This window comes from Halomonas sp. KM007 (genome assembly GCF_050709225.1).
GTDB classification, from domain to species: Bacteria; Pseudomonadota; Gammaproteobacteria; order Pseudomonadales; family Halomonadaceae; genus Vreelandella; species Vreelandella hamiltonii.
In genome coordinates, this window is the sequence record NZ_CP136131.1 from 1,226,590 (window position 1) to 1,246,223 (window position 19,634).

The window sequence follows — 19,634 nt, forward strand, 5'->3', positions numbered from 1 at the left end:
AAACCCACGCCGTAGCGTGGGTTTTTGCACAGGACACATAGCGTGCCTGCGATGGGCTGAATCCGTCGGGATCAGCCGCGCTTGACTGCAGCGCCAAAACGCTTGTTGAAGCGTTCTACGCGGCCACCAGTGCTCGCCTGCTTCTGCTTGCCCGTGTAGAAGGGGTGGCAGTTGGAGCATACGTCCAGAGAGAAGTCCTGACCAGAAGTAGAACCAACCTGGAAGCTGGCACCGCAAGAGCAGTTGGCGGTGACCGTGTTGTAATTCGGGTGGATACCTTGTTTCATCTTGAGCCTCATGAGCTATATGCCGCCACCTGATCCGCTGCCAGGCACCGCATACGGGTGTGAAAAACTGCTAACCGGTTAACCGCTCGATCCGATAGATTGAGAGCGGCCGCGCATTCTAGCAAACTAAACGCCGGAGGCCAATTGTCTGATTCTGTTTCTTCCCCACCCGCCACGGCAGAGCGTGCTCCGGGCGCTTTCCAGGTGCTGAAAGTGGCCCTGCCATCGCCGCTGCGTCGCCTGTTCGACTACCTGCCAGCACCCCGCGCGCCCGCCTGCGGCTGGCTGCCGGGGCTGCGGGTGCGGGTACCGTTTGGCCGCCGCGACGTGGTGGGGGTCGTCGTCTCTCTGGCTTCCGGCAGCGAACTGCCCCGCGCCCAGCTGCGCGCGGTCAGTGAAGCACTGGACGACGCGCCGCTCCCCGAAGACTGGCAGTGGCTGTGCCAGTTCACCGCCCGCTATTACCAGCACAGCCTGGGCGACACCATGCAGCACGCCATGCCCGCACGCCTGCGCCAGGGCCACCCCATGGCGGGCCGCACGCAAACCCTGTGGCATGCGCGTCAGGGCGATGACACGCCGCTACAGCGCGCGCCGCGGCAGGCCGAGCTCTACCGCTTGTTGCGCCAGCACCCCCACGGGCTGGCAGGGCGGGCCATCAGTGCCCACGGGTTCACCCGTGAACAGCTCCAGGCGCTGCAAAAAAAGGGCCTGGCCGAACCCCAGGAGATCACCCTGACGGCGGGGCAGCCCGTCTCCGGCAGCTTGCTGGCAACGCCGTCATTACCCCTCAACCGTGAGCAGGCCACGGCCCTGGCGGCGCTGCACGAAAAGCTGGACGACTACCACCCGTGCCTGCTGGAGGGCGTGACCGGCAGCGGCAAGACCGAAGTCTACCTGCAGTTGATCGAGGCGCTGGCCGCCAAGGGCAAACAATCGCTGGTGCTGGTACCCGAAATCGGCCTGACACCGCAAACCCTGGCGCGTTTCAAGAGCCGCTTCCGGGTACCCGTGGTGGCCCTGCATTCAGGCCTCACCGACCCGGAGCGCCTGGACGTCTGGGAAGCCGCCGCCAGCGGGCGCGCCATGGTCATCATCGGCACCCGCTCGGCCATTTTCACACCGCTGGCCAACCCTGGCGCGATCATCGTCGACGAGGAGCACGATGGCTCTTACAAGCAGCACGACGGGCTTCGTTACCACGCCAGGGATCTCGCCGTGGCCCGGGCACACCACCACCAGATCCCACTGCTGCTGGGCAGCGCCACCCCTTCGCTGGAAAGCCTTCAGCAAGCGCTCTCGGGCGTCTATCGGCACCTGCGCCTGACCCAGCGCCCCAGCCGCCACCCGCCCGCCAAGCTGGAACTCCTGGACATGCGCCATCAACGTCGCCAGGGAGGCCTGCTGCCCGGCGCGCTGCAAGCCATCCGCCAGACGCTGAAAGCTGGCAAGCAGGCGCTGGTCTTCATCAACCGGCGTGGCTTTGCCCCTAGCCTGGCGTGCCACAGCTGTGGCTGGCTGGCCGAGTGCCATCAGTGCGATGCCCGCATGACGCTGCACAGGCAGCCCCCTCTGCTGGCCTGCCACCACTGCGACAGCCGACGCGCCCTGCCCGATGCCTGCCCCGAGTGCGGCAGCGGCGACCTGCGCGCACTGGGGAGCGGCACCGAACGTACCGAAGAGACCCTGCAGGGGCTCTTTCCTGACACCGTCGTGCACCGCATCGACCGCGACAGCACCCGCAAGAAAGAGAGCTTCGAACAGGTGCTCAAGGAGATCCATCGCGGTGAACCCTGCCTGCTGGTGGGCACGCAAATGCTGGCCAAGGGCCACCACTTGCCCCACGTCACCCTCGTGGTGGTGGTCAATGCCGATGGCGGCCTTTATGCCGCCGATTTCCGCGCGCTGGAGCATAGCGCCCAGCTGCTGGAGCAGGTGGCTGGCCGAGCCGGGCGGGCCGCTCATCCCGGCCGCGTGCTGGTGCAGACCCTGCACCCCGACGACCCCCATCTGGGCCAGCTGGCCGAACATGGCTATGGCGCCCTGGCCCGCAACCTGCTGGAAGAACGAAGGCTGGCACAGCTCCCCCCGTTCTGTTTCATGGCGCTACTGCGCGTCGAAAGCCCCCAGGAGCCTGCTGCCATGGCGCTGGCTCAGCAGGCTGCACAGGCCTTGCGCCAGTGGCTCACGGATGCCAACCTGCCGGTACGCTGCCTGGGGCCAGTGCCAGCCCCCATGGAGCGCCGCCAGAATCGCTACCATCTGCATGTCATGATCACGGCCCAGAAACGCAGCCACCGACACACGGCGGCCCACTGGCTGGTACAGTGGCTGGAAGCTCATCGCGATGCGCGCAAGGTGCGCTGGTCCGTGGACATCGACCCACAAACACTGGCCTAGCCATGACCACACCCGCGACGCCCAGCCTGCCCCGGCCGGGAATACGGCTTTGAAACTGCGCGCCAATTGCCGATAATGGCCGTTTTGACGCTGCACCATTTGGGCGCTTGCACACGCCGCCACCGAAGACACCCGGATATTGACATGAAAGACACGATTATTGCTTTGCTCGAAGGCGCCGTTGATGCGCTCAAACACCAAGGCGTGCTGCCCAACGATGTACAGCCGGTCATCAAGGTCGACCCCACCAAGGACAAAGCCCACGGCGACTACGCCACCAACCTGGCCCTGATGCTGGCCAAACCCGCCAGTATGAAGCCCCGAGAGCTGGCCGACGCCCTGGTAGCCGCCCTGCCCGCCAGCGACGCCATTCAGAAAACCGACATCGCAGGCCCCGGCTTCATCAACTTCTTCGCCGCCGCCGATGCCGCCGCCCAGATCGTTGCTCAGGTACTGGATAGCGGCGACGCCTTTGGTCGCAGCCTGATCGGCAAGGGCGAAAAAGTGCAGGTGGAGTTCGTCTCGGCCAACCCCACGGGCCCGCTGCACGTGGGCCACGGTCGCGGCGCCGCGATTGGCGACTGCCTCTGCCGCCTGCTGGAAGCCAGCGGCTATGACGTCACTCGGGAGTTCTACTACAACGACGCGGGCGCGCAAATCAACAACCTCGCGCTCTCCGTGCAGGCCCGTGCCAAGGGGCTGGGCCCCGAGGATGAGAGCTGGCCTGCCGATGGCTATCGCGGTGAATACATCGTCGATGTGGCCAACGATTACATGGCCGGAAAGACGGTCACCGCCGACGACCGCAAGGTGACGGCCAAGGCCGATGCCGACGACCTGGAAGCCATTCAGGCGTTCGCCGTGGCCTGGCTGCGCCGCGAACAGGATCTGGACCTCAAGGCCTTCGGCGTCGAATTCGACGTCTACTTCCTCGAATCATCCCTCTACGAGGACGGCAAGGTCGAGGCCACTGTCGAGTCCCTGGTCGCCAACGGCCACACCTACGAGCAGGATGGCGCGCTGTGGCTGCGCACCACCGACTTCGGCGACGACAAGGACCGCGTCATGCGCAAGCGTGAAGGCGGCTACACCTACTTCCTGCCCGACGTGGCCTACCACCTGAACAAGTGGCAGCGCGGCTTCAAGACCGTGATCAACGAACAGGGCGCCGACCACCACTCTACCGTTACCCGCGTACGTGCGGGCTTGCAGGCACTCGGCGTGGGCATTCCTCAGGGCTGGCCCGACTACGTGCTGCACCAGATGGTCATGGTGACCCGGTCGGGCGTGGAAGTGAAACTGTCCAAGCGTGCAGGCAGCTACGTCACCATACGCGACCTGATCGACGAAGTCGGCCGCGATGCCACCCGCTTCTTCCTGGCCGCGCGCCGCGCCGACTCGCAGTTGACCTTCGATATCGACCTGGCGCGCTCCCAGTCCAACGACAACCCGGTGTACTACATCCAGTATGCCCATGCTCGGGTATGCAGCATGCTGCGCAAGGCCGAAGAGGCAGGCCAGCCCTTCGACCACGGCGTGGCAATGGCCAACCTGGCGCTGCTGGACAGCGATCAGGAAAAAGCCGTGCTCAACCGCCTGGCCCGCTACCCGGAAGTGGTCGAACATGCGACCCGCAATCGCGAGCCCCAGCAGGTGGCCCAGTATCTGCTGGATCTGGCGGGCGACTTCCACACCTGCTACAACGCCGTCAAGGTCATGGTCGAAGACGACACGCTGCGCAACACCCGCCTGGCGCTCGGTCTGGCCACGCGTCAGGTGCTGCGCAACGGGCTGGATCTGATGGGGGTCAGTGCCCCAGAGGAGATGTAATTCATGGCCAGCCCGCGTAACAAGCCGTCCCGTCGAGGCGCCACCTCGCAGCGTAAATCTGCTCGCCGCTCCGGCGACGGGTGGCGTATTCCCGGCTGGCTGTGGGGGGTGGCCGGAGTGGCCGCTGGCTTCTTCCTGGCGCAGCATCAGCACGGCACCGCCCCGTGGCAGGAGCAGAGCAGCACGCCCCAGGCCACGGTGCTGCCCAAGCCCTCCAGCGATGAGCGCGGGGACGCCCAGGGCACTAGGCAGGCAGCCTCGGCAGAGCCTGCCATGCCCACCTTCGAGTTCTACACGCTGCTTCCCGAAACCGAAGTCATCGCTCCGGGCGGCGCCATTCCGGCCAATATCACTCGGCCGGAAATCGCCGAGACTGCCGCAGAGGCCGCCAGCGACCCAGCAGCCGCGGACGACACGTCGCCAAGCGACACCGGCAGCAGCGCCAACGACCCGATTGCTCAGGTCATTGCCGCCAACACGCGGCCCAACGAACAGGCCGCCGTGGCAGCTACCCAGCCGCCTGCCGCCGCCAGCACCAGTGCCAGCACGCCGAACCGCTACGTGCTGCAGGCCGCCTCGTTTCGCGACCTCAGCGACGCCGAGCAGCTGCGCGGCCGGCTGCGCAACCTGAGCTTGCTGGCTCAGATCAGCGAAGTGCAGGCCAATGGCGACACCTGGCACCGTGTACAGGTAGGTCCTTACGAGGATACCCGAGAGCTGAACCGCGCTCAGGACCTGATGAACACCCAAGGGATCGACCCCCTGCTGATACAGCTGCAGAACTGAGCTATCCCCCTGACCGCGCCTGAAGGCGCGGTTTTATCACCTGGCTTTCTCGAGCGGGCGGTTGATTTTTCATCAGCTGCCCGCATTTTGTTGGGAATCGCTTTTTTACGGTCACCCGACGTGGCCGATCAGTCATCGGGAGCGCGTCTCCCCCAAGGAGTTATCTCCATGACCACCATTGTCTCCGTTCGCCGCGGTAACCAGGTCGCCCTCGCTGGCGACGGCCAAGTGTCGCTGGGCAACACCGTGATGAAAGGCAACGCCAGCAAGGTTCGCCGCCTGTATCGCGGCAAGGTACTGGCCGGTTTTGCCGGCGGCACTGCGGATGCCTTTACCCTGTTCGAACGTTTCGAAGCTCAGCTGGAGAAGTATCAGGGCCATCTCACCAAGGCGGCCGTGGAGCTTGCCAAGGATTGGCGCACCGACCGCGCCCTGCGCCGTCTGGAAGCACTGCTGGCCGTGGCCGACCACAGCGCCTCGCTGATCATCACCGGCAACGGTGACGTGGTCGAACCCGAACGCGGCATCATCGCCATCGGCTCGGGGGGCAACTTCGCCCAGGCCAGCGCTCGCGCGCTGCTCGAGAACACCGATCTCTCCGCCCGTGAAATCACCGAAAAATCCCTGCAAATCGCGGGTGACATCTGCGTATTCACTAACCACCACGTCACGCTCGAAGAGCTGAACATCGACGACCGTTGAGGCCCCTTTATGACTCAGATGACACCCCGTGAAATCGTCCATGCGCTGGACCAGTACATCATCGGCCAGCAGGATGCCAAACGCGCCGTCGCCATTGCGCTGCGCAACCGCTGGCGGCGCATGCAGCTCGACGATGACCTGCGCCCGGAAGTCACCCCCAAGAACATTCTGATGATCGGCCCCACCGGCGTGGGTAAAACCGAAATCGCTCGCCGCCTGGCCAAACTGGCCCGTGCGCCCTTCATCAAGGTCGAAGCCACCAAGTTCACGGAAGTGGGCTACGTGGGTCGCGACGTGGAGTCGATCATCCGCGACCTGATGGAAGCCGCCATCAAGATGGTGCGCGAGCACGCCAAGGAAGAAGTCGGCCACCGCGCAGAAGATGCCGCCGAAGACCGCGTTCTCGATGCGCTGCTGCCGCCGCCCCGCGGCCAGGAAGAGCAGCCCCGGGACGATAGCAGCACGCGCCAGCTGTTCCGCAAGAAACTGCGCGAAGGCCAGCTGGACGACAAGGAAATCGACATCGAAATCACCGCCCAGAGCCAGGGCATCGACATCATGACGCCGCCGGGCATGGAGGAGATGACCAGCCAGCTGCAGAGCCTGTTCTCCAACATGGGCCAGCACAAACGTGAAAAGCGTCGCGTCACCGTCAAGGAAGCCCTGGTGCTGCTGCGTGACGAGGAAGCGGGCAAGCTGGTCAACGAAGAGGAGATCAAGGCACGCGCCGTCGAGGCGGTCGAACAGCACGGTATCGTCTTCCTGGACGAGATCGACAAGGTGGCCAAGGGCAGCGGCCAGTCCAGCGGTGGAGAAGTGTCACGCGAGGGCGTTCAGCGCGACCTGCTGCCGCTGATCGAAGGCTCCACGGTGTCGACCAAATATGGCATGGTGAAGACCGACCATATCCTGTTCATCGCCTCCGGTGCTTTCCACCTGGCGCGGCCTTCCGACCTGATCCCCGAGCTACAGGGTCGTTTGCCCATTCGCGTGGAGCTGGACGCACTCACTCCCGGAGACTTCAAGCGCATCCTCACCGAGCCTTCCGCCTCGCTGACCAAGCAGTATCAGGCACTGCTGGGCACCGAAGGGCTGGACGTGGAGTTCACTCCCGACGGCATCGAACGCATCGCGGAGATCTCCTGGCAGGTCAACGAAGGCACCGAGAACATCGGCGCGCGCCGCCTGCACACGGTCATGGAGCGGCTGCTGGAAGAGGCCTCGTTCAAGGGCGGCGATATGGATAGCCCGCTGGTGATCGATGCAGATTACGTTAACGCGCAGTTGGGAGAACTGGCGGTAGACGAAGATCTCTCCCGCTATATTCTGTAACCTCTGCCGCACCCCGACACCTGGCCACCCCGGCCAGGTGTCGCTCGTGCCTGAGCGACGTAACGCCAACCATGAGTGCCCCGACCATGAACGCCTCCAACACCCACACCTCTACCCACACCCCCTCTACTCCCGATGCCCCGATCCCCACCCGAGTGCACTACCACAAGCAGGCCCGCGAGTTGGAACTCGGCTACGCCTCGGGGGACACCTACCGGCTGCCCGTGGAGCTGCTGCGCGTCTACTCTCCCTCTGCCGAAGTGCGTGGCCACGGTGGCGACACGGCGGTACTGCAAGTGGGCAAGAAGGACGTCGGCCTGCAGAACATCACCCAAGCGGGTAACTACGCCCTCAAGCTGCACTTCGACGATGGCCACGACAGCGGCCTCTACAGCTGGAACTACCTGCACGACCTCGCGACGCATCAACACGCCTACTGGAACAACTACCTCAAGCGGCTGGAAGCAGCAGGCGCCTCTCGCGAGCCTGCGGGCATTCAATTCAAGCAGCTGTGACGCCACGCCCCAGTTGAGGCGCAGACAAAGCAGGCTCGAGAAGGCTACAATGTTGGCCATCAATGATTGCGATGACCTTATGGTCGACTACTACCGCCTCGAACTCGGGAGCTGAAGCCCCATGAGCCCCACGGAAAAACGCACCACCCATTTTGGCTACCAGGAAGTCCCGGTCGACGAAAAAGCCTCACGCGTCGCCGATGTTTTCCACTCGGTCGCCGCCCGCTACGACGTCATGAACGACCTGATGTCCCTGGGCATCCACCGTGTGTGGAAGCGCCTCACCATCGAGCGTGCTGGCGTTCGCCCCGGCCATCATGTGCTGGACATCGCTGGCGGCACGGGGGACCTGACCCTCAAGTTCTCGCGTCTGGTCGGCCCCCGCGGCAAGGTCGTTCTGGCCGACATCAACGCCTCCATGCTCAAGGTAGGCCGCGACAAGCTGATGGACAACGGCGTCGGTGGCAACGTCGAGTACGTCCAGGCCAATGCCGAGTGTCTGCCCTTCCCGGACAACAGTTTCGACTGCATCACCATCGCCTTTGGCCTGCGCAACGTGACCGACAAGGACGCCGCGCTGCGCTCCATGGCACGGGTACTCAAGCCCGGCGGCCGCCTGCTGGTGCTGGAGTTTTCCAAGCCTAACAACCCGCTGCTCTCCAAAGCCTACGATGAGTACTCGTTCCGGCTGTTGCCCAAAATGGGCGAACTGGTCGCCGGCGACGGCGAAAGCTACCGCTACCTGGCCGAATCGATCCGCATGCACCCCGACCAGGAGACCCTGAAGGGCATGATGGAAACCGCCGGGCTCGATCGAGTGGAGTACACCAACCTGACCGGCGGCATCGTCGCCCTGCACCGCGGCATCAAGCTATGACGCCTCGCACGCTGACCCACCGGACGACGAGGCCCGCATGCTAGTCACCCCGACCCTGCTGCTGGCCGGTTGTGAACGAACTCTGAACGCACTGCTTGCCCGTGACCCGGCTGCCCCTGGGCGGCTGGCCGCACTGGCGGGCAGCCGTCTGCTGGTGCGTCTGGAAAAGCCACAGCTGGCGCTGCTGCTTTGCTATCACAATGCCGGACTGGACCTGCAGCACGGCGACGACGTCGATGAAAGCGACGTGGATGCGGTGGTCGAACTGACCCCGGAAACCCTCTCGGAGTGGCTCAGCGGCGCCTCCGTGGAGCGGCTGATGTTCGAGGGCAAGCTGGCCATTCGGGGGCATGTCCACTTACTGGAAGCTACCCGAGAGCTGCTGCTGGACCTGGAGGTCGACTGGGAAGGCGAGCTGGCACACTGGCTGGGCGACATGCCTGCCCATTCGCTGGCCGAAGGGCTGCGCCGCGCGGCACGCTGGGGGCTACGCGCCAAGGACGAGCTACTGCAGGATGTGTCGGAGTATGTCTTCGAAGAGGCACGCCTGCTGCCGGGCCGCCAGCAGCGCGACGTGCTGCGCGACCACCTCACCGAGCTGGAAATCGCCACCGACCGCCTGGATGCCAGACTGCAGCGCCTGAATCGGCGTCTCACGCAGTTGGCCAAGGTCAATGCGCCCGAGGAGCCGAGCGAATGAGCCTGCGGCTGTTCAAGATCGTCTGGGTAGTGACTCGGCATCGCCTGGATACCCTCGTACCTGCCGAGCGCATGCCGCTCTGGCTGCGGCTACTGACTCGCTTTTCGCCCCTCCAACTGGTGCCGGTGGGCAGCCGAAGTCGCGGCGAGCGCCTGCGACTGGCGCTGGAGGCACTGGGCCCGATCTTCATCAAATTCGGCCAAATGCTCTCGACCCGCCGCGACCTGCTGCCGGAAGACATTGCCGACGAGCTGAAACGCCTGCAGGATCAGGTGCCGCCCTTTGCTGGCGAGCTGGCAGCCGCCCGGGTAGAGAAAGAGCTGGGCATGACCCTGGTGGAGGCCTTTGCGGCCTTCGACCGCGTGCCCCTCGCCTCGGCCTCCATTGCCCAGGTGCATGCCGCCACCCTGCACGGTGGCGAAGAGGTAGTGGTCAAGATCATTCGCCCCGGCATCGACCGAATCATGCGTCAGGACATGGGGCTGATGTACCAGGTAGCGAAGCTGCTGGCCAAAGTGCCCGAAGCCAGACGCCTGCGCCCGGTAGAAGTCATTCGCGACTATGAAGCCACCCTGTTCGACGAGCTGGACCTCTACAAGGAGGCGGCCAACACCTCTCAGCTCAAGCGTAATTTCAAGGACTCGCCGCTCCTCTTCGTGCCCACCATCTACTGGCCCTACACGCGGCGACACGTGATGGTACAGGAGCGCATTCGCGGCGTACCGGTGGCCGACCTGGAGACCTTGCGGGCCCGCGGCACCAATCTGAAAAAGCTCGCCGAGCGCGGCGTGGAGCTGTTCTTCACCCAGGTATTCCGGGACAACTTCTTCCACGCGGACATGCATCCCGGCAATATCTTCGTCAACTGTGACGACCCGGACGACCCCCAGTACATCGCCATCGACTGCGGCATCGTGGGCAGCCTCACCCGGGAAGACCAGGATTACCTGGCGCGCAACCTGCTGGCCTTTTTCCATCAGGACTATTACGAGGTGGCTTCCCTGCACATCGAGTCGGGGTGGGTGGGCGAGAACACCCGTGCCAACGAATTTGCCGCGGCCATTCGTACCGTGTGCGAACCGATTCTGGAAAAGCCTCTGAAGGATATTTCCTTTGGGCAGGTGCTGCTGGGGCTGTTTCAAACGGCGCGACGCTTCAACATGGAAGTTCAGCCGCAGCTGGTGCTACTGCAGAAAACCCTGCTCAACATCGAAGGGCTGGGGCGTCAGCTCTACCCGGAGCTGGACCTGTGGAGCACCGCCAAGCCCTACCTGGAGAAGTGGATGAGAGAGCGCGCGGGTATCGGCGGGCTCTGGGCATCGCTCAAGCGCCAGGCGCCGGAGCTTTCGCATCAGCTGCCAGAGCTGCCGGTGCTGGCACATCAGGCGCTCAGCCGCATGGAACATGAACACCGCCAGCGGCATCAGCAGGTCACCGCGCTCAGCCAGATGCGCCACCAGTTGAAACAACAGGGCAAACGCCAGCATCGGCTGCGCATCGGTTTGGCACTCGTGGCCATCGCGCTTGCCTGGCAGCCGCTGAGCAGTTGGGCCGCCACCCAGGATTGGCCGATTCTGGCAGCTGCCGGGGTCGGGTTGCTGCTGCTGATCTGGCAGTGAGCCTTTCCAGTGCGTGCCGGATGACACTCTATTGCGATGAATAACGAGAACACCATGACAGATGCCAACCAAGCCCCCGTACTGGACGCCCTGGCCGACGTTTTGAAACAGCGTCGCCATGCGCAACCAGAAGAATCTTATGTTGCCTCCTTGCATCATAAGGGTTTGAACAAGATACTCGAGAAAGTGAGCGAAGAGGCCACCGAAACGCTGCTGGCCGCCAAGGATGCCGAGCACGGCGATGAGCAGGCCCGTCAAGCGTTGATCGCCGAAACGGCCGACCTGTGGTTTCATAGCCTGGTCATGCTGTCGCATCTGGATCTGGACCATCAGCCCGTACTGGACGAGCTTGCGCGACGGTTTGGAATCTCTGGTCACGACGAAAAAGCGTCCCGATCACAACGTTAACCCTGCATCCATGAGGAAACGCATATGTTAGGTGGTATCAGTATTTGGCAGCTGCTGATTGTTCTGGGCATCATCATCCTGATTTTCGGCACCAAGAAACTGCGTAACGTGGGCACCGACCTGGGCGGCGCGGTCAAGGGCTTCAAGAAAGCCATGCACGAGGAAGAGAAGGACGGCGACAAGCCCTCTGACCAGCCTCAGGCCAAGGTCGCCCACGAAGAGAACGGCAACACCTATGACGTTCAAGCTGAGCAGAAGCCAGCGGCAGACGTTCACTCTGGCGACCGCAACGAAGAGCGCAAATAACCCATGCTGGATATCGGCTTTCTTGAACTCATGCTCATCGGCGTCGTGGCACTGCTGGTGCTGGGCCCGGAACGCCTGCCCAAGGCGGCGCGCACGGCGGGTCTATGGATCGGCAAGATCAAGCGCACGGTATCCGGTATGCAGCGTGAAATCAGTGCCCAACTGGAAGCCGAAGAGCTGCGGCAAAAGCTGAATGAGCAGCAGAAAAAGCTCGATGACAGCCTGAAAAAAGCCAAGCAGGATGTCGAGAGCATTGCTGATGCCCCTTCAGCCTCGTCTGCCCAGCCTTCCGCTCAGGCAGACACCGAACAGCGGGTGGCCAGGGCCAGCGCACGCCTGGATGACGCTTTGCAGACCGTGCGTGAAGACCTGCCGAGCGACACCGATACGGCCGATCAAAAGGATAGACCCCACTCATGAGCATGTCTGGCAACTCCCAGCCACCGCAAAACGACCAGGGCCAGGCGCCTCTCATCGAGCATCTGATCGAGCTGCGTTCGCGCTTGATGAAGGCGGTCGTGGTGATCCTGGTGATTTTCCTGGGGCTCTATGCCTTTGCCAACGATATCTACACCTTCGTGGCCGAGCCGCTGATGGCACTGCTGCCCGAAGGCTCCCAGATGATTGCCACCGAGGTCGCCTCGCCCTTCCTGGCACCCTTCAAGCTGACGCTGGTGGTGGCGGTCTTCATTGCCATTCCTTTCGTGCTGCACCAGGCCTGGGCCTTCGTGGCGCCGGGGCTTTACGACAACGAGAAAGCGCTGGCCATTCCGATTCTCGTTTCCAGCGTGGCGCTGTTTTATGCCGGGGCAGCGTTTGCCTATTACGTGGTGTTTCCGCTGCTGTTCGAGTTTTTTACCCAAACGGGGCCGGAAAATGTCGCGGTGATGACCGACATCAACCAGTACCTGAATTTCGTGCTCAAGCTGTTCTTTGCGTTTGGCGTGGCCTTTGAAATACCCATCGCCACGTTCCTGCTGATTCTCTCCGGCGCGACGACCGTGGAAAGCCTGTCGAAAAAGCGCCCGTATATCATCCTGGGGTGCTTTGTCGTCGGTATGCTGCTGACGCCGCCCGATGTGATTTCTCAAAGCCTGCTGGCGATTCCCATGTACTTGTTGTACGAAGTGGGGTTGCTGTTCGGCCGTCTGGTGCGCAAGCCCAGAAACGCCAAGCAAGCGCAGGCCGAGGAAGAGCAGACCGACTAGCCGTAGTGAATGCTGACGGCCATTAAAAAGCCTCTGTCATCCCACGATGACAGAGGCTTTTTCCCTACGGGTGGGCCTGCAAGCCTAGCCCATCATTTCATCGACACGGTCCACCAGCTTGAAGATGCCCGTGGCGGCTTCACTGATGCGCGTTGCCAGCATATAGGCAGGCGTGGTGACCACGCGATGTTCGAGATCCACGACGATCTCTTCTACGCCGCAGCTACGGTGCAGCCCCCCCATGGCGCTGATCGCACCCGCCACACCGGGGTCATGCCCTACCGTCACGGCAATGCCATCCCCCAGCAGCCGTGGCACCATGACCGGGGCAATGCACATCAAGCCAATCGGTTTGGCGTCTTCCTTGAACCCTGCCAGCGCCTCCTTGACGCTTTCCAGCACCTGCATCTCGTCGCCTTGCACAGCAAAGTCGGACAGGTTCTTGGCAACGCCAAAGCCGCCAGGCACGATCACCGCATCGAAGTCATTGGACACCAGCTCGGTGATCGGACTGATCTCGCCACGCGCCAGACGAGCCGACTCCTGCAGCACATTGCGTCGCTCACCCTCCACCGGCGTCTGATCCAGGTGGTTGATGACATGGTGCTGCTCTACATCGGGTGCAAAGCAGCGATACCCTATGCCCAACTGATCCAGACGCAGCAGTGTCAGGGTCGTTTCGTAGATTTCCGAACCGTCGAACACGCCACAGCCGGCTAATACCACCGCTACCTGCTTGGTCATACCTCTCTCCTTGTCGAAGCCATGCGAATGGCTGAGTGACTCACTTTAGTCAGTCTGCCCTGCGGCCACAAGGCGGCTTTCGCTGCATGGCATGACTGATATACTCAACCCACGCCCAGAGAGTTGACCGCGCTGTTGGCCAATGCTCGTGGGGCACCCTTTTCGAGACTGTCTGGAGAGAGCCGTTGAACACCTCAAGCCCGCGCCACTTCCCCGCCACCCGAATGCGCCGCATGCGCCGGGACGACTTCTCACGCCGCTTGATGCAGGAGTCGACCCTGACGCCCAACGACCTGATTCTGCCGGTGTTCGTGCTGGAAGGCGAAAATCAGCGTGAAGCGGTGGCCTCCATGCCCGGCGTGGAGCGTTTGTCCATCGACCTGCTGATCGAGCAAGCCAAGGAGGCCCATGCCCTGGGCATACCGGCCCTGGCACTGTTTCCGGTGATCGGCGCCGAGCAAAAAAGCGAGCTGGCCGAAGAAGCCTACAATGCCAGTGGCCTGGTACAGCGCACCGTGCGTGCCCTCAAGGAAGCCGTGCCAGAGCTTGGCATCATCACCGATGTGGCGCTGGACCCGTACACCAGCCACGGTCAGGACGGCATTCTCGATGCCCAGGGCTACGTGCAAAACGACCGTACGGTGGACACGCTGCTCAAGCAGGCTCTTTCTCATGCGGAAGCCGGCGCCGACGTCGTGGCCCCCTCCGACATGATGGATGGCCGGATTGGTGCGATTCGCCAGGTACTGGAGCAGGAGCAGCTGCACAACGTGCGCATCATGGCGTACAGCGCCAAGTACGCGTCGAACTACTACGGCCCCTTCCGGGATGCCGTCGGCTCCGCCGCCAACCTGGGCAAGGCCGACAAACGCACCTATCAGATGGACCCCGCCAACAGCGACGAAGCACTGCACGAAGTGGCGCTGGACATCGCCGAAGGCGCCGACATGGTGATGGTCAAGCCAGGCATGCCTTACCTTGACGTGGTGCGGCGTGTCAAAAGCGAGCTGCAGGTGCCGACCTTCGCCTATCAGGTGAGCGGTGAGTACGCCATGCACCGCGCGGCTTTCGACAACGGCTGGCTGGCCGCAGAGCCGGTGATTCTCGAATCGCTGATGTGTTTCAAACGGGCAGGTGCCGACGGCATATTGACCTACTTCGCGTTGGAAGCGGCGCGTCTTTTGCAGCGCTGACGCCATCAAGATGACAAATCGGTGACACCTGTTTGTCATCTTCCCCCTGCATACTTGACGCAATTCGCGTTATAACAAGCAGCATGGGCAAGCGCCATTACCGCAGGGGGCCAGCATGGAAGACAACTCAGCCGATTCCAACTCCGATGTCAGCAGTGCAGTGCCCGGTAACGAGACTTTCGTTAGCGACAGTACCGAGGTACTGCCTTTACGGGTCAACCGTACACCGACAGGAGTACAGGCCCGTGAAGTACTCCCGGAAGCCAACCTGGATGACCCACAGCTCTACTTCAATCGAGAGCTTTCGCACCTGCAGTTCAATATTCGCGTGCTGGAGCAGGCGCTGGACGATGCGCACCCGCTGCTGAACCGTCTCATGTTCCTGCTGATCTTCTCGTCCAACATGGACGAGTTTTTCGAAATCAGGGTCGCGGGGCTCAAGCACCAAATGGCGCTGGGCGATGACACCACCGCCGCCGATGGTCGTTTACCCAAGGCCGTGCTGGGGGAGATTTCCACCATTGCCCACCAGCAAATCGCCCGCCAATACGCGATCCTCAATGACACCCTACTGCCTGCCCTGGAAGCCCAGGGGCTACGTTTTCGCCGCCGCGATCAATGGACCGAGGCGCAGAAGGCCTGGGTGCGGGAATTTTTCGATAACGAGATCATGCCGGTCATCAGCCCCATCGGCCTGGACCCCTCGCATCCGTTCCCTCGGCTGGTCAATAAAAGCCTCAACTTCATCGTCGAGCTCGATGGTAAAGACGCCTTTGGCCGTGCTGGCGGCATGGCGATTCTGCCCGCCCCACGCTCGCTGCCACGGCTGATGGCCTTGCCCAGAGAGCTGTGTGCAGAGGGCTACACCGAGTATGTCTTTTTGTCTTCGCTCATACATGCCCATGCCGAAGAGCTGTTCCCCGGCATGCGCGTGCGCGGCTGCTATCAGTTCCGCCTGACCCGCAATGCGGACATGACCGTCGACCCGGAAGAGGTCTCAGACCTGGCATCGGCGTTACGCGGCGAGCTGCTAGCACGGCGCTATGGCAGCGGCGTACGCCTGGAGGTCGCCGATAACTGCCCGGATGAGCTCATCAACTTCCTGCTACGCCAGTTCGAGCTGGACAACGACGACCTGTATCGTGTGCAGGGCCCGGTGAACCTGACCCGCATGATGGCCGTGCTGGGCGACGTGGACCGCCCCGAGCTGCTCTATCGCCCGTTTACCCCCAGCGTGCCCAAGGGCTTGAAGGGCGGCAGCCTGTTCAGCGCCATTGCCAACAACGACATTCTGCTGCACCACCCCTTCCAGGCCTTCTCCCCCATCGAAGACCTGCTGCGCGAAGCCGCACGCGATCCGGACGTGCTGGCCATCAAGCAGACGCTCTACCGTACCGGTGCCGACTCCTCCATCGTCAGCGCGCTGGTGGATGCCGCCAGCCAGGGCAAGGAGGTCACCGTGGTCATCGAGCTACGGGCACGCTTCGACGAAGCGGACAACCTGCAGCTTGCCTCGCGCCTGCAAGAAGCCGGGGCCATCGTCATCTACGGCATCATGGCCTACAAGACCCACGCCAAGATGCTGCATATCGTCCGCCGTGAGCGGGGTGAGCTGCGTCACTATGCACATCTGGGCACCGGCAACTACCACGCCAGGACCGCCAAGCTGTATACCGACTACAGCCTGCTGACTGCCAACAAGGCGCTGTGTGCCGACGTGCACAAGGTCTTCCAGCAGCTCTCGGGCATGGGCCGCGCGCGTAAGATCGATACGCTGCTGCACGCGCCGTTCACGCTGCACGAGCGGCTGGTGGAAATGATCGATCGGGAAGCCCAGATCGCCCGCAAGGGCAAACGTGGCCATATCATCATCAAGTGCAACTCGCTGACCGAGCCCAAGCTGATCAAGGCGCTTTACCGAGCCTCTCAGGCGGGCGTGGAGTGCGACCTGATCATTCGCGGCATGTGCTGCCTGAAACCCGGCGTGCCGGGCGTGTCGGACAACATTCGCGTACGCTCGATCATTGGCCGCTTTCTGGAACATACCCGAGTCTTTCACTTCCATAACGACGGCAAACCGGAAATCTGGTGCTCCAGCGCCGACTTCATGTCGCGCAACATGTTCCACCGCGTGGAAACCTGCTTCCCGTTGCTGGACAAGAAACTCGCCACGCGGGTGCGCAAGGACCTGGAGACCTACCTGGTCGATAACTGCCAGAGCTGGCTACTGCAGAGCGATGGCAGCTACCAGCTCCAGGACCCTGGCCACGGCGATGCCATCAGCGCCCAGGAAACGCTGCTCTACGCTTACGCCACAAAGAGCTGAGGCCGCCGCCCTGGCCTGGTAGCCGGGGCAGCTCAGGCACACTTCCCTCTCACGTGTGTTGCTGGCGCAGCTGGCGGGCAGCTTTCACCATATTGGCCAGGGCCGGCTCCACATCGGCCCACTCACGGGTTTTCAGCCCGCAGTCAGGATTGACCCATAGCCGTTCAGCGGGAATCTTTTCCAACGCCTTCTCCATGAGCGTTGCCATCCAGCTCACCTCGGGAGTGTTGGGCGTGTGAATGTCGTATACCCCAGGCCCAATTTCATTAGGGTAAGCAAAGTCCTGAAAAGCATCCAGCAGCTGCATGTCCGAGCGCGATGTCTCGATGGTGATCACGTCCGCGTCCAGGGCCGCAATGGCACCGATGATATCGTTGAACTCCGAGTAACACATATGGGTGTGAATCTGGGTACTGTCGGCAACCCCCGCCGCACTGAGCTGAAAGCTCTCGACGGCCCAGTCCAGGTAGGTCTGCCACTCACTCTGGCGCAGCGGCAAGCCTTCACGCAGGGCGGGCTCGTCAATCTGGATCACCCGAATTCCCGCGCTTTCCAGGTCACGAACTTCATCACGCAGTGCCAGGGCTATCTGGCGACAGGTGAGGGCTCGGGGCTGGTCATCACGCACGAAGGACCATTGAAGAATCGTCACCGGGCCGGTCAACATGCCCTTCATCGGTTTTTGCGTCAGCGACTGGGCGTACTCACTCCAACGCACCGTCATGGGCGCGGGGCGGGCTACATCACCATAGATGATCGGCGGTTTGACGCAGCGTGAACCGTAGCTTTGTACCCAGCCAAATCGGGTAAAGGCAAAGCCGTCCAGCTGTTCACCGAAGTATTCCACCATGTCGTTACGTTCGGCTTCGCCATGTACCAATACATCCAGCCCCAGAGCATCCTGGCGTGCGATGACATAGGCAATTTCCTGCGCCATTCTCGCGTCGTAATCGGCCTGTCCAAGCTCACCGGCTCTGAATGCTCGTCGTGCTTCACGAATCTCGCTGGTTTGCGGGAAGGAGCCAATGGTAGTGGTGGGAAACAGTGGGAGCGCCAGCGCACGCCGCTGTTCCAGCGCGCGTTGGGGGTAAGCTGACCGTCGCTGGCTATCTGCTGGTGTGATGCCTGCGAGGCGCGTGCTTACCTCGAGCTGGTGGATACGCCGCGACTCACGCCGCGTGTCCAGCGCACGTGTGGCCTCGTTCAAGCGCTGCTCATCGGCAGGCGTGGCGCGGTTGTCGATCAGACGCGCCAGGCTGACCACCTCGTCCAATTTCTGACGAGCGAAGGCCAGCCATGATCGCAGCTCCGGGTCCAGGCTATCTTCCTGGGCCAAATCCACGGGCACATGGAGCAGCGAGCAGCTGGGCGCCAGCCAGAGCCGCCGGCCGAGACGCACCTTGATGGGCAGCAGGCGTTCACGCAAGGCGGCCAAATCGGCCCGCCAGACATTGCGGCCATCGACCAAACCGAGCGAAAGAATCTGGTGCGGACTCAAACGGTCGATAACACTTTCGACCTGCTCTGGAGCACGCACAGCATCAATATGCAGCCCAGCGACCGGCAGTCGAGTGGTCAAGGCAAGGTTATCGCCCAGGGCGCCAAAATAGGTCGCCAGCAACAGTTTAGACGGTGCCGCCTGAAGGCGATGATAAGCGCGTTCATACGCCTGCTGCCAGGCCACGGGCAAGTCCTGCACCAGAGCAGGCTCATCGAGCTGCACCCACTCCACGCCCTGGGTCGCCAAGCGCGCCAGGATATCGCTGTAGACATCCAGCACGCTATCCAACAGCGTGAGTCGATCAAAACGGCTGCCCTTGGTCTTGCCAAGCCACAACCAGGTCAGAGGCCCTACCAGTGTGACCTTGGGGGTGAACCCTGCCTGCAGCGCTTCATCGACCTCATCGAACAGCCACTCCGAGGCCAGTGTGAAGCGTTGGCCCTGGTGAAGTTCGGGCACCAGGTAGTGATAGTTGGTATCGAAATACTTGGTCATCTCGCAAGCGGCAGCGGGTTTTCCGTCAGGTGCTCGCCCGCGAGCCATGCGAAACATGGTATCCAGGTCTACCCTGCCGTCTCTGACTTCATCGGCAGCATCAAAGCGCTCGGGTACCGCCCCCAACATGACCGAAACATTCAACACCTGGTCGTAAAAGGCGAAGTCACCGACGCTGACCATGTCCAGCCCAGCCGCCTGCTGAATTTGCCAATGATGGAGCCGTAGCGCCTGAGCGGTGCTCTCCAAAGCTTCTCGGTCGGCCTCACCGCGCCAGTAAGCCTCGGTGATTTTCTTCAGCTCACGTCGTGCACCAATGCGGGGGTAGCCGAGTATATGAGACACTGTCATGATGAATCCTTCCCATGCGAATGATGTCACTCAGTTTGCTCACCGCACAAAAGT

18 protein-coding genes are annotated in these 19,634 nt (G+C 62.5%); 15 read left to right on the top strand and 3 right to left on the bottom strand.

Features of this window, described 5'->3' with window-relative positions:
• Positions 1-71 precede the first annotated feature (71 nt).
• Positions 72-287 carry a 50S ribosomal protein L31 gene (rpmE, locus tag RVM27_RS05675; RefSeq protein WP_016916139.1) on the bottom strand — a complete coding sequence of 72 codons (216 nt, stop codon included), beginning with the start codon at positions 285-287 and terminating at the stop codon, positions 72-74.
• A gap of 144 nt (positions 288-431) precedes the next feature.
• Here rpmE and RVM27_RS05680 point away from each other — a divergent pair, with 144 nt between their 5' ends.
• The 13 genes from RVM27_RS05680 (at position 432) to tatC (ending at position 12,970) form a co-directional block, all read left to right on the top strand.
• Positions 432-2,687 (top strand): primosomal protein N', encoded by a 2,256-nt coding sequence (locus RVM27_RS05680; RefSeq protein WP_287805574.1) that lies wholly within the window; start codon positions 432-434, stop codon positions 2,685-2,687.
• A gap of 144 nt (positions 2,688-2,831) precedes the next feature.
• Complete coding sequence (gene argS, locus RVM27_RS05685; RefSeq protein WP_039181646.1) at positions 2,832-4,517, top strand: arginine--tRNA ligase; 1,686 nt, start codon at positions 2,832-2,834, stop codon at positions 4,515-4,517.
• 3 nt (positions 4,518-4,520) lie between these two features.
• Positions 4,521-5,303, top strand: a complete 783-nt coding sequence (locus RVM27_RS05690) for an SPOR domain-containing protein (RefSeq protein WP_287805570.1) — start codon at positions 4,521-4,523, stop codon at positions 5,301-5,303.
• Between the two features lie 168 nt (positions 5,304-5,471).
• Positions 5,472-6,005, top strand: coding sequence for an ATP-dependent protease subunit HslV (gene hslV, locus RVM27_RS05695; RefSeq protein ID WP_039181652.1), 534 nt, complete (start codon positions 5,472-5,474; stop codon positions 6,003-6,005).
• A gap of 9 nt (positions 6,006-6,014) precedes the next feature.
• Positions 6,015-7,337, top strand: coding sequence for an ATP-dependent protease ATPase subunit HslU (hslU, locus tag RVM27_RS05700; RefSeq protein WP_039181655.1), 1,323 nt, complete (start codon positions 6,015-6,017; stop codon positions 7,335-7,337).
• 86 nt (positions 7,338-7,423) lie between these two features.
• Complete coding sequence (locus RVM27_RS05705; protein ID WP_498957753.1) at positions 7,424-7,852, top strand: gamma-butyrobetaine hydroxylase family protein; 429 nt, start codon at positions 7,424-7,426, stop codon at positions 7,850-7,852.
• A gap of 121 nt (positions 7,853-7,973) precedes the next feature.
• The gene (gene ubiE / locus RVM27_RS05710; protein WP_498957560.1) at positions 7,974-8,729 is read left to right on the top strand and encodes a class I SAM-dependent methyltransferase; all 756 of its coding nucleotides are present in this window, start codon (positions 7,974-7,976) and stop codon (positions 8,727-8,729) included.
• 37 nt (positions 8,730-8,766) lie between these two features.
• The gene (locus tag RVM27_RS05715) at positions 8,767-9,429 is read left to right on the top strand and encodes a ubiquinone biosynthesis accessory factor UbiJ (RefSeq protein WP_498940158.1); all 663 of its coding nucleotides are present in this window, start codon (positions 8,767-8,769) and stop codon (positions 9,427-9,429) included.
• Positions 9,426-11,048 (top strand): ubiquinone biosynthesis regulatory protein kinase UbiB, encoded by a 1,623-nt coding sequence (ubiB, locus tag RVM27_RS05720; RefSeq protein WP_096921474.1) that lies wholly within the window; start codon positions 9,426-9,428, stop codon positions 11,046-11,048. Before RVM27_RS05715 ends, ubiB begins: the two co-directional genes overlap by 4 nt.
• A gap of 54 nt (positions 11,049-11,102) precedes the next feature.
• On the top strand, positions 11,103-11,456 hold the full coding sequence (locus RVM27_RS05725; RefSeq protein WP_287805562.1) for a phosphoribosyl-ATP diphosphatase: 354 nt from the start codon (positions 11,103-11,105) through the stop codon (positions 11,454-11,456).
• 24 nt (positions 11,457-11,480) lie between these two features.
• Positions 11,481-11,762 carry a Sec-independent protein translocase subunit TatA gene (gene tatA / locus RVM27_RS05730; RefSeq protein WP_039181664.1) on the top strand — a complete coding sequence of 94 codons (282 nt, stop codon included), beginning with the start codon at positions 11,481-11,483 and terminating at the stop codon, positions 11,760-11,762.
• Positions 11,763-11,765: 3 nt separating this feature from the next.
• Positions 11,766-12,182: a Sec-independent protein translocase protein TatB gene (tatB, locus tag RVM27_RS05735; RefSeq protein WP_039181667.1), complete on the top strand. Its 417-nt coding sequence runs from the start codon at positions 11,766-11,768 to the stop codon at positions 12,180-12,182.
• On the top strand, positions 12,179-12,970 hold the full coding sequence (gene tatC / locus RVM27_RS05740) for a twin-arginine translocase subunit TatC (RefSeq protein ID WP_144979492.1): 792 nt from the start codon (positions 12,179-12,181) through the stop codon (positions 12,968-12,970). Before tatB ends, tatC begins: the two co-directional genes overlap by 4 nt.
• Positions 12,971-13,054: 84 nt before the next feature.
• On the opposite strand, the gene elbB is transcribed toward tatC, so the two are convergent.
• Positions 13,055-13,714, bottom strand: coding sequence for an isoprenoid biosynthesis glyoxalase ElbB (gene elbB, locus RVM27_RS05745; protein ID WP_498957561.1), 660 nt, complete (start codon positions 13,712-13,714; stop codon positions 13,055-13,057).
• Positions 13,715-13,899: 185 nt separating this feature from the next.
• Between elbB and hemB the strand changes: the two genes are divergently transcribed.
• Positions 13,900-14,907, top strand: a complete 1,008-nt coding sequence (gene hemB / locus RVM27_RS05750) for a porphobilinogen synthase (protein WP_016916124.1) — start codon at positions 13,900-13,902, stop codon at positions 14,905-14,907.
• Between the two features lie 115 nt (positions 14,908-15,022).
• Positions 15,023-17,233: a polyphosphate kinase gene (gene ppk1, locus RVM27_RS05755; protein ID WP_498957562.1), complete on the top strand. Its 2,211-nt coding sequence runs from the start codon at positions 15,023-15,025 to the stop codon at positions 17,231-17,233.
• 49 nt (positions 17,234-17,282) lie between these two features.
• Here the strand turns inward: ppk1 and metE are convergent, their stop codons facing one another.
• Positions 17,283-19,580, bottom strand: a complete 2,298-nt coding sequence (gene metE, locus RVM27_RS05760) for a 5-methyltetrahydropteroyltriglutamate--homocysteine S-methyltransferase (protein WP_287805553.1) — start codon at positions 19,578-19,580, stop codon at positions 17,283-17,285.
• Positions 19,581-19,634: the final 54 nt, after the last annotated feature.

Excerpts from the sequence above, each read along its gene's own strand:
- ubiE (WP_498957560.1), top strand. The coding sequence starts at position 7,974 with ATGAGCCCCACGGAAAAACGCACCACCCATTTTGGCTACCAGGAAGTC.
- tatA (WP_039181664.1), top strand. The coding sequence starts at position 11,481 with ATGTTAGGTGGTATCAGTATTTGGCAGCTGCTGATTGTTCTGGGCATC.
- tatB (WP_039181667.1), top strand. The coding sequence starts at position 11,766 with ATGCTGGATATCGGCTTTCTTGAACTCATGCTCATCGGCGTCGTGGCA.
- elbB (WP_498957561.1), bottom strand. The coding sequence starts at position 13,714 with ATGACCAAGCAGGTAGCGGTGGTATTAGCCGGCTGTGGCGTGTTCGAC.
- RVM27_RS05690 (WP_287805570.1), top strand. The coding sequence starts at position 4,521 with ATGGCCAGCCCGCGTAACAAGCCGTCCCGTCGAGGCGCCACCTCGCAG.
- hslU (WP_039181655.1), top strand. The coding sequence starts at position 6,015 with ATGACTCAGATGACACCCCGTGAAATCGTCCATGCGCTGGACCAGTAC.
- RVM27_RS05715 (WP_498940158.1), top strand. The coding sequence starts at position 8,767 with ATGCTAGTCACCCCGACCCTGCTGCTGGCCGGTTGTGAACGAACTCTG.
- tatC (WP_144979492.1), top strand. The coding sequence starts at position 12,179 with ATGAGCATGTCTGGCAACTCCCAGCCACCGCAAAACGACCAGGGCCAG.
- RVM27_RS05705 (WP_498957753.1), top strand. The coding sequence starts at position 7,424 with ATGAACGCCTCCAACACCCACACCTCTACCCACACCCCCTCTACTCCC.
- argS (WP_039181646.1), top strand. The coding sequence starts at position 2,832 with ATGAAAGACACGATTATTGCTTTGCTCGAAGGCGCCGTTGATGCGCTC.
- ppk1 (WP_498957562.1), top strand. The coding sequence starts at position 15,023 with ATGGAAGACAACTCAGCCGATTCCAACTCCGATGTCAGCAGTGCAGTG.
- RVM27_RS05725 (WP_287805562.1), top strand. The coding sequence starts at position 11,103 with ATGACAGATGCCAACCAAGCCCCCGTACTGGACGCCCTGGCCGACGTT.
- rpmE (WP_016916139.1), bottom strand. The coding sequence starts at position 287 with ATGAAACAAGGTATCCACCCGAATTACAACACGGTCACCGCCAACTGC.
- ubiB (WP_096921474.1), top strand. The coding sequence starts at position 9,426 with ATGAGCCTGCGGCTGTTCAAGATCGTCTGGGTAGTGACTCGGCATCGC.
- metE (WP_287805553.1), bottom strand. The coding sequence starts at position 19,580 with ATGACAGTGTCTCATATACTCGGCTACCCCCGCATTGGTGCACGACGT.
- hslV (WP_039181652.1), top strand. The coding sequence starts at position 5,472 with ATGACCACCATTGTCTCCGTTCGCCGCGGTAACCAGGTCGCCCTCGCT.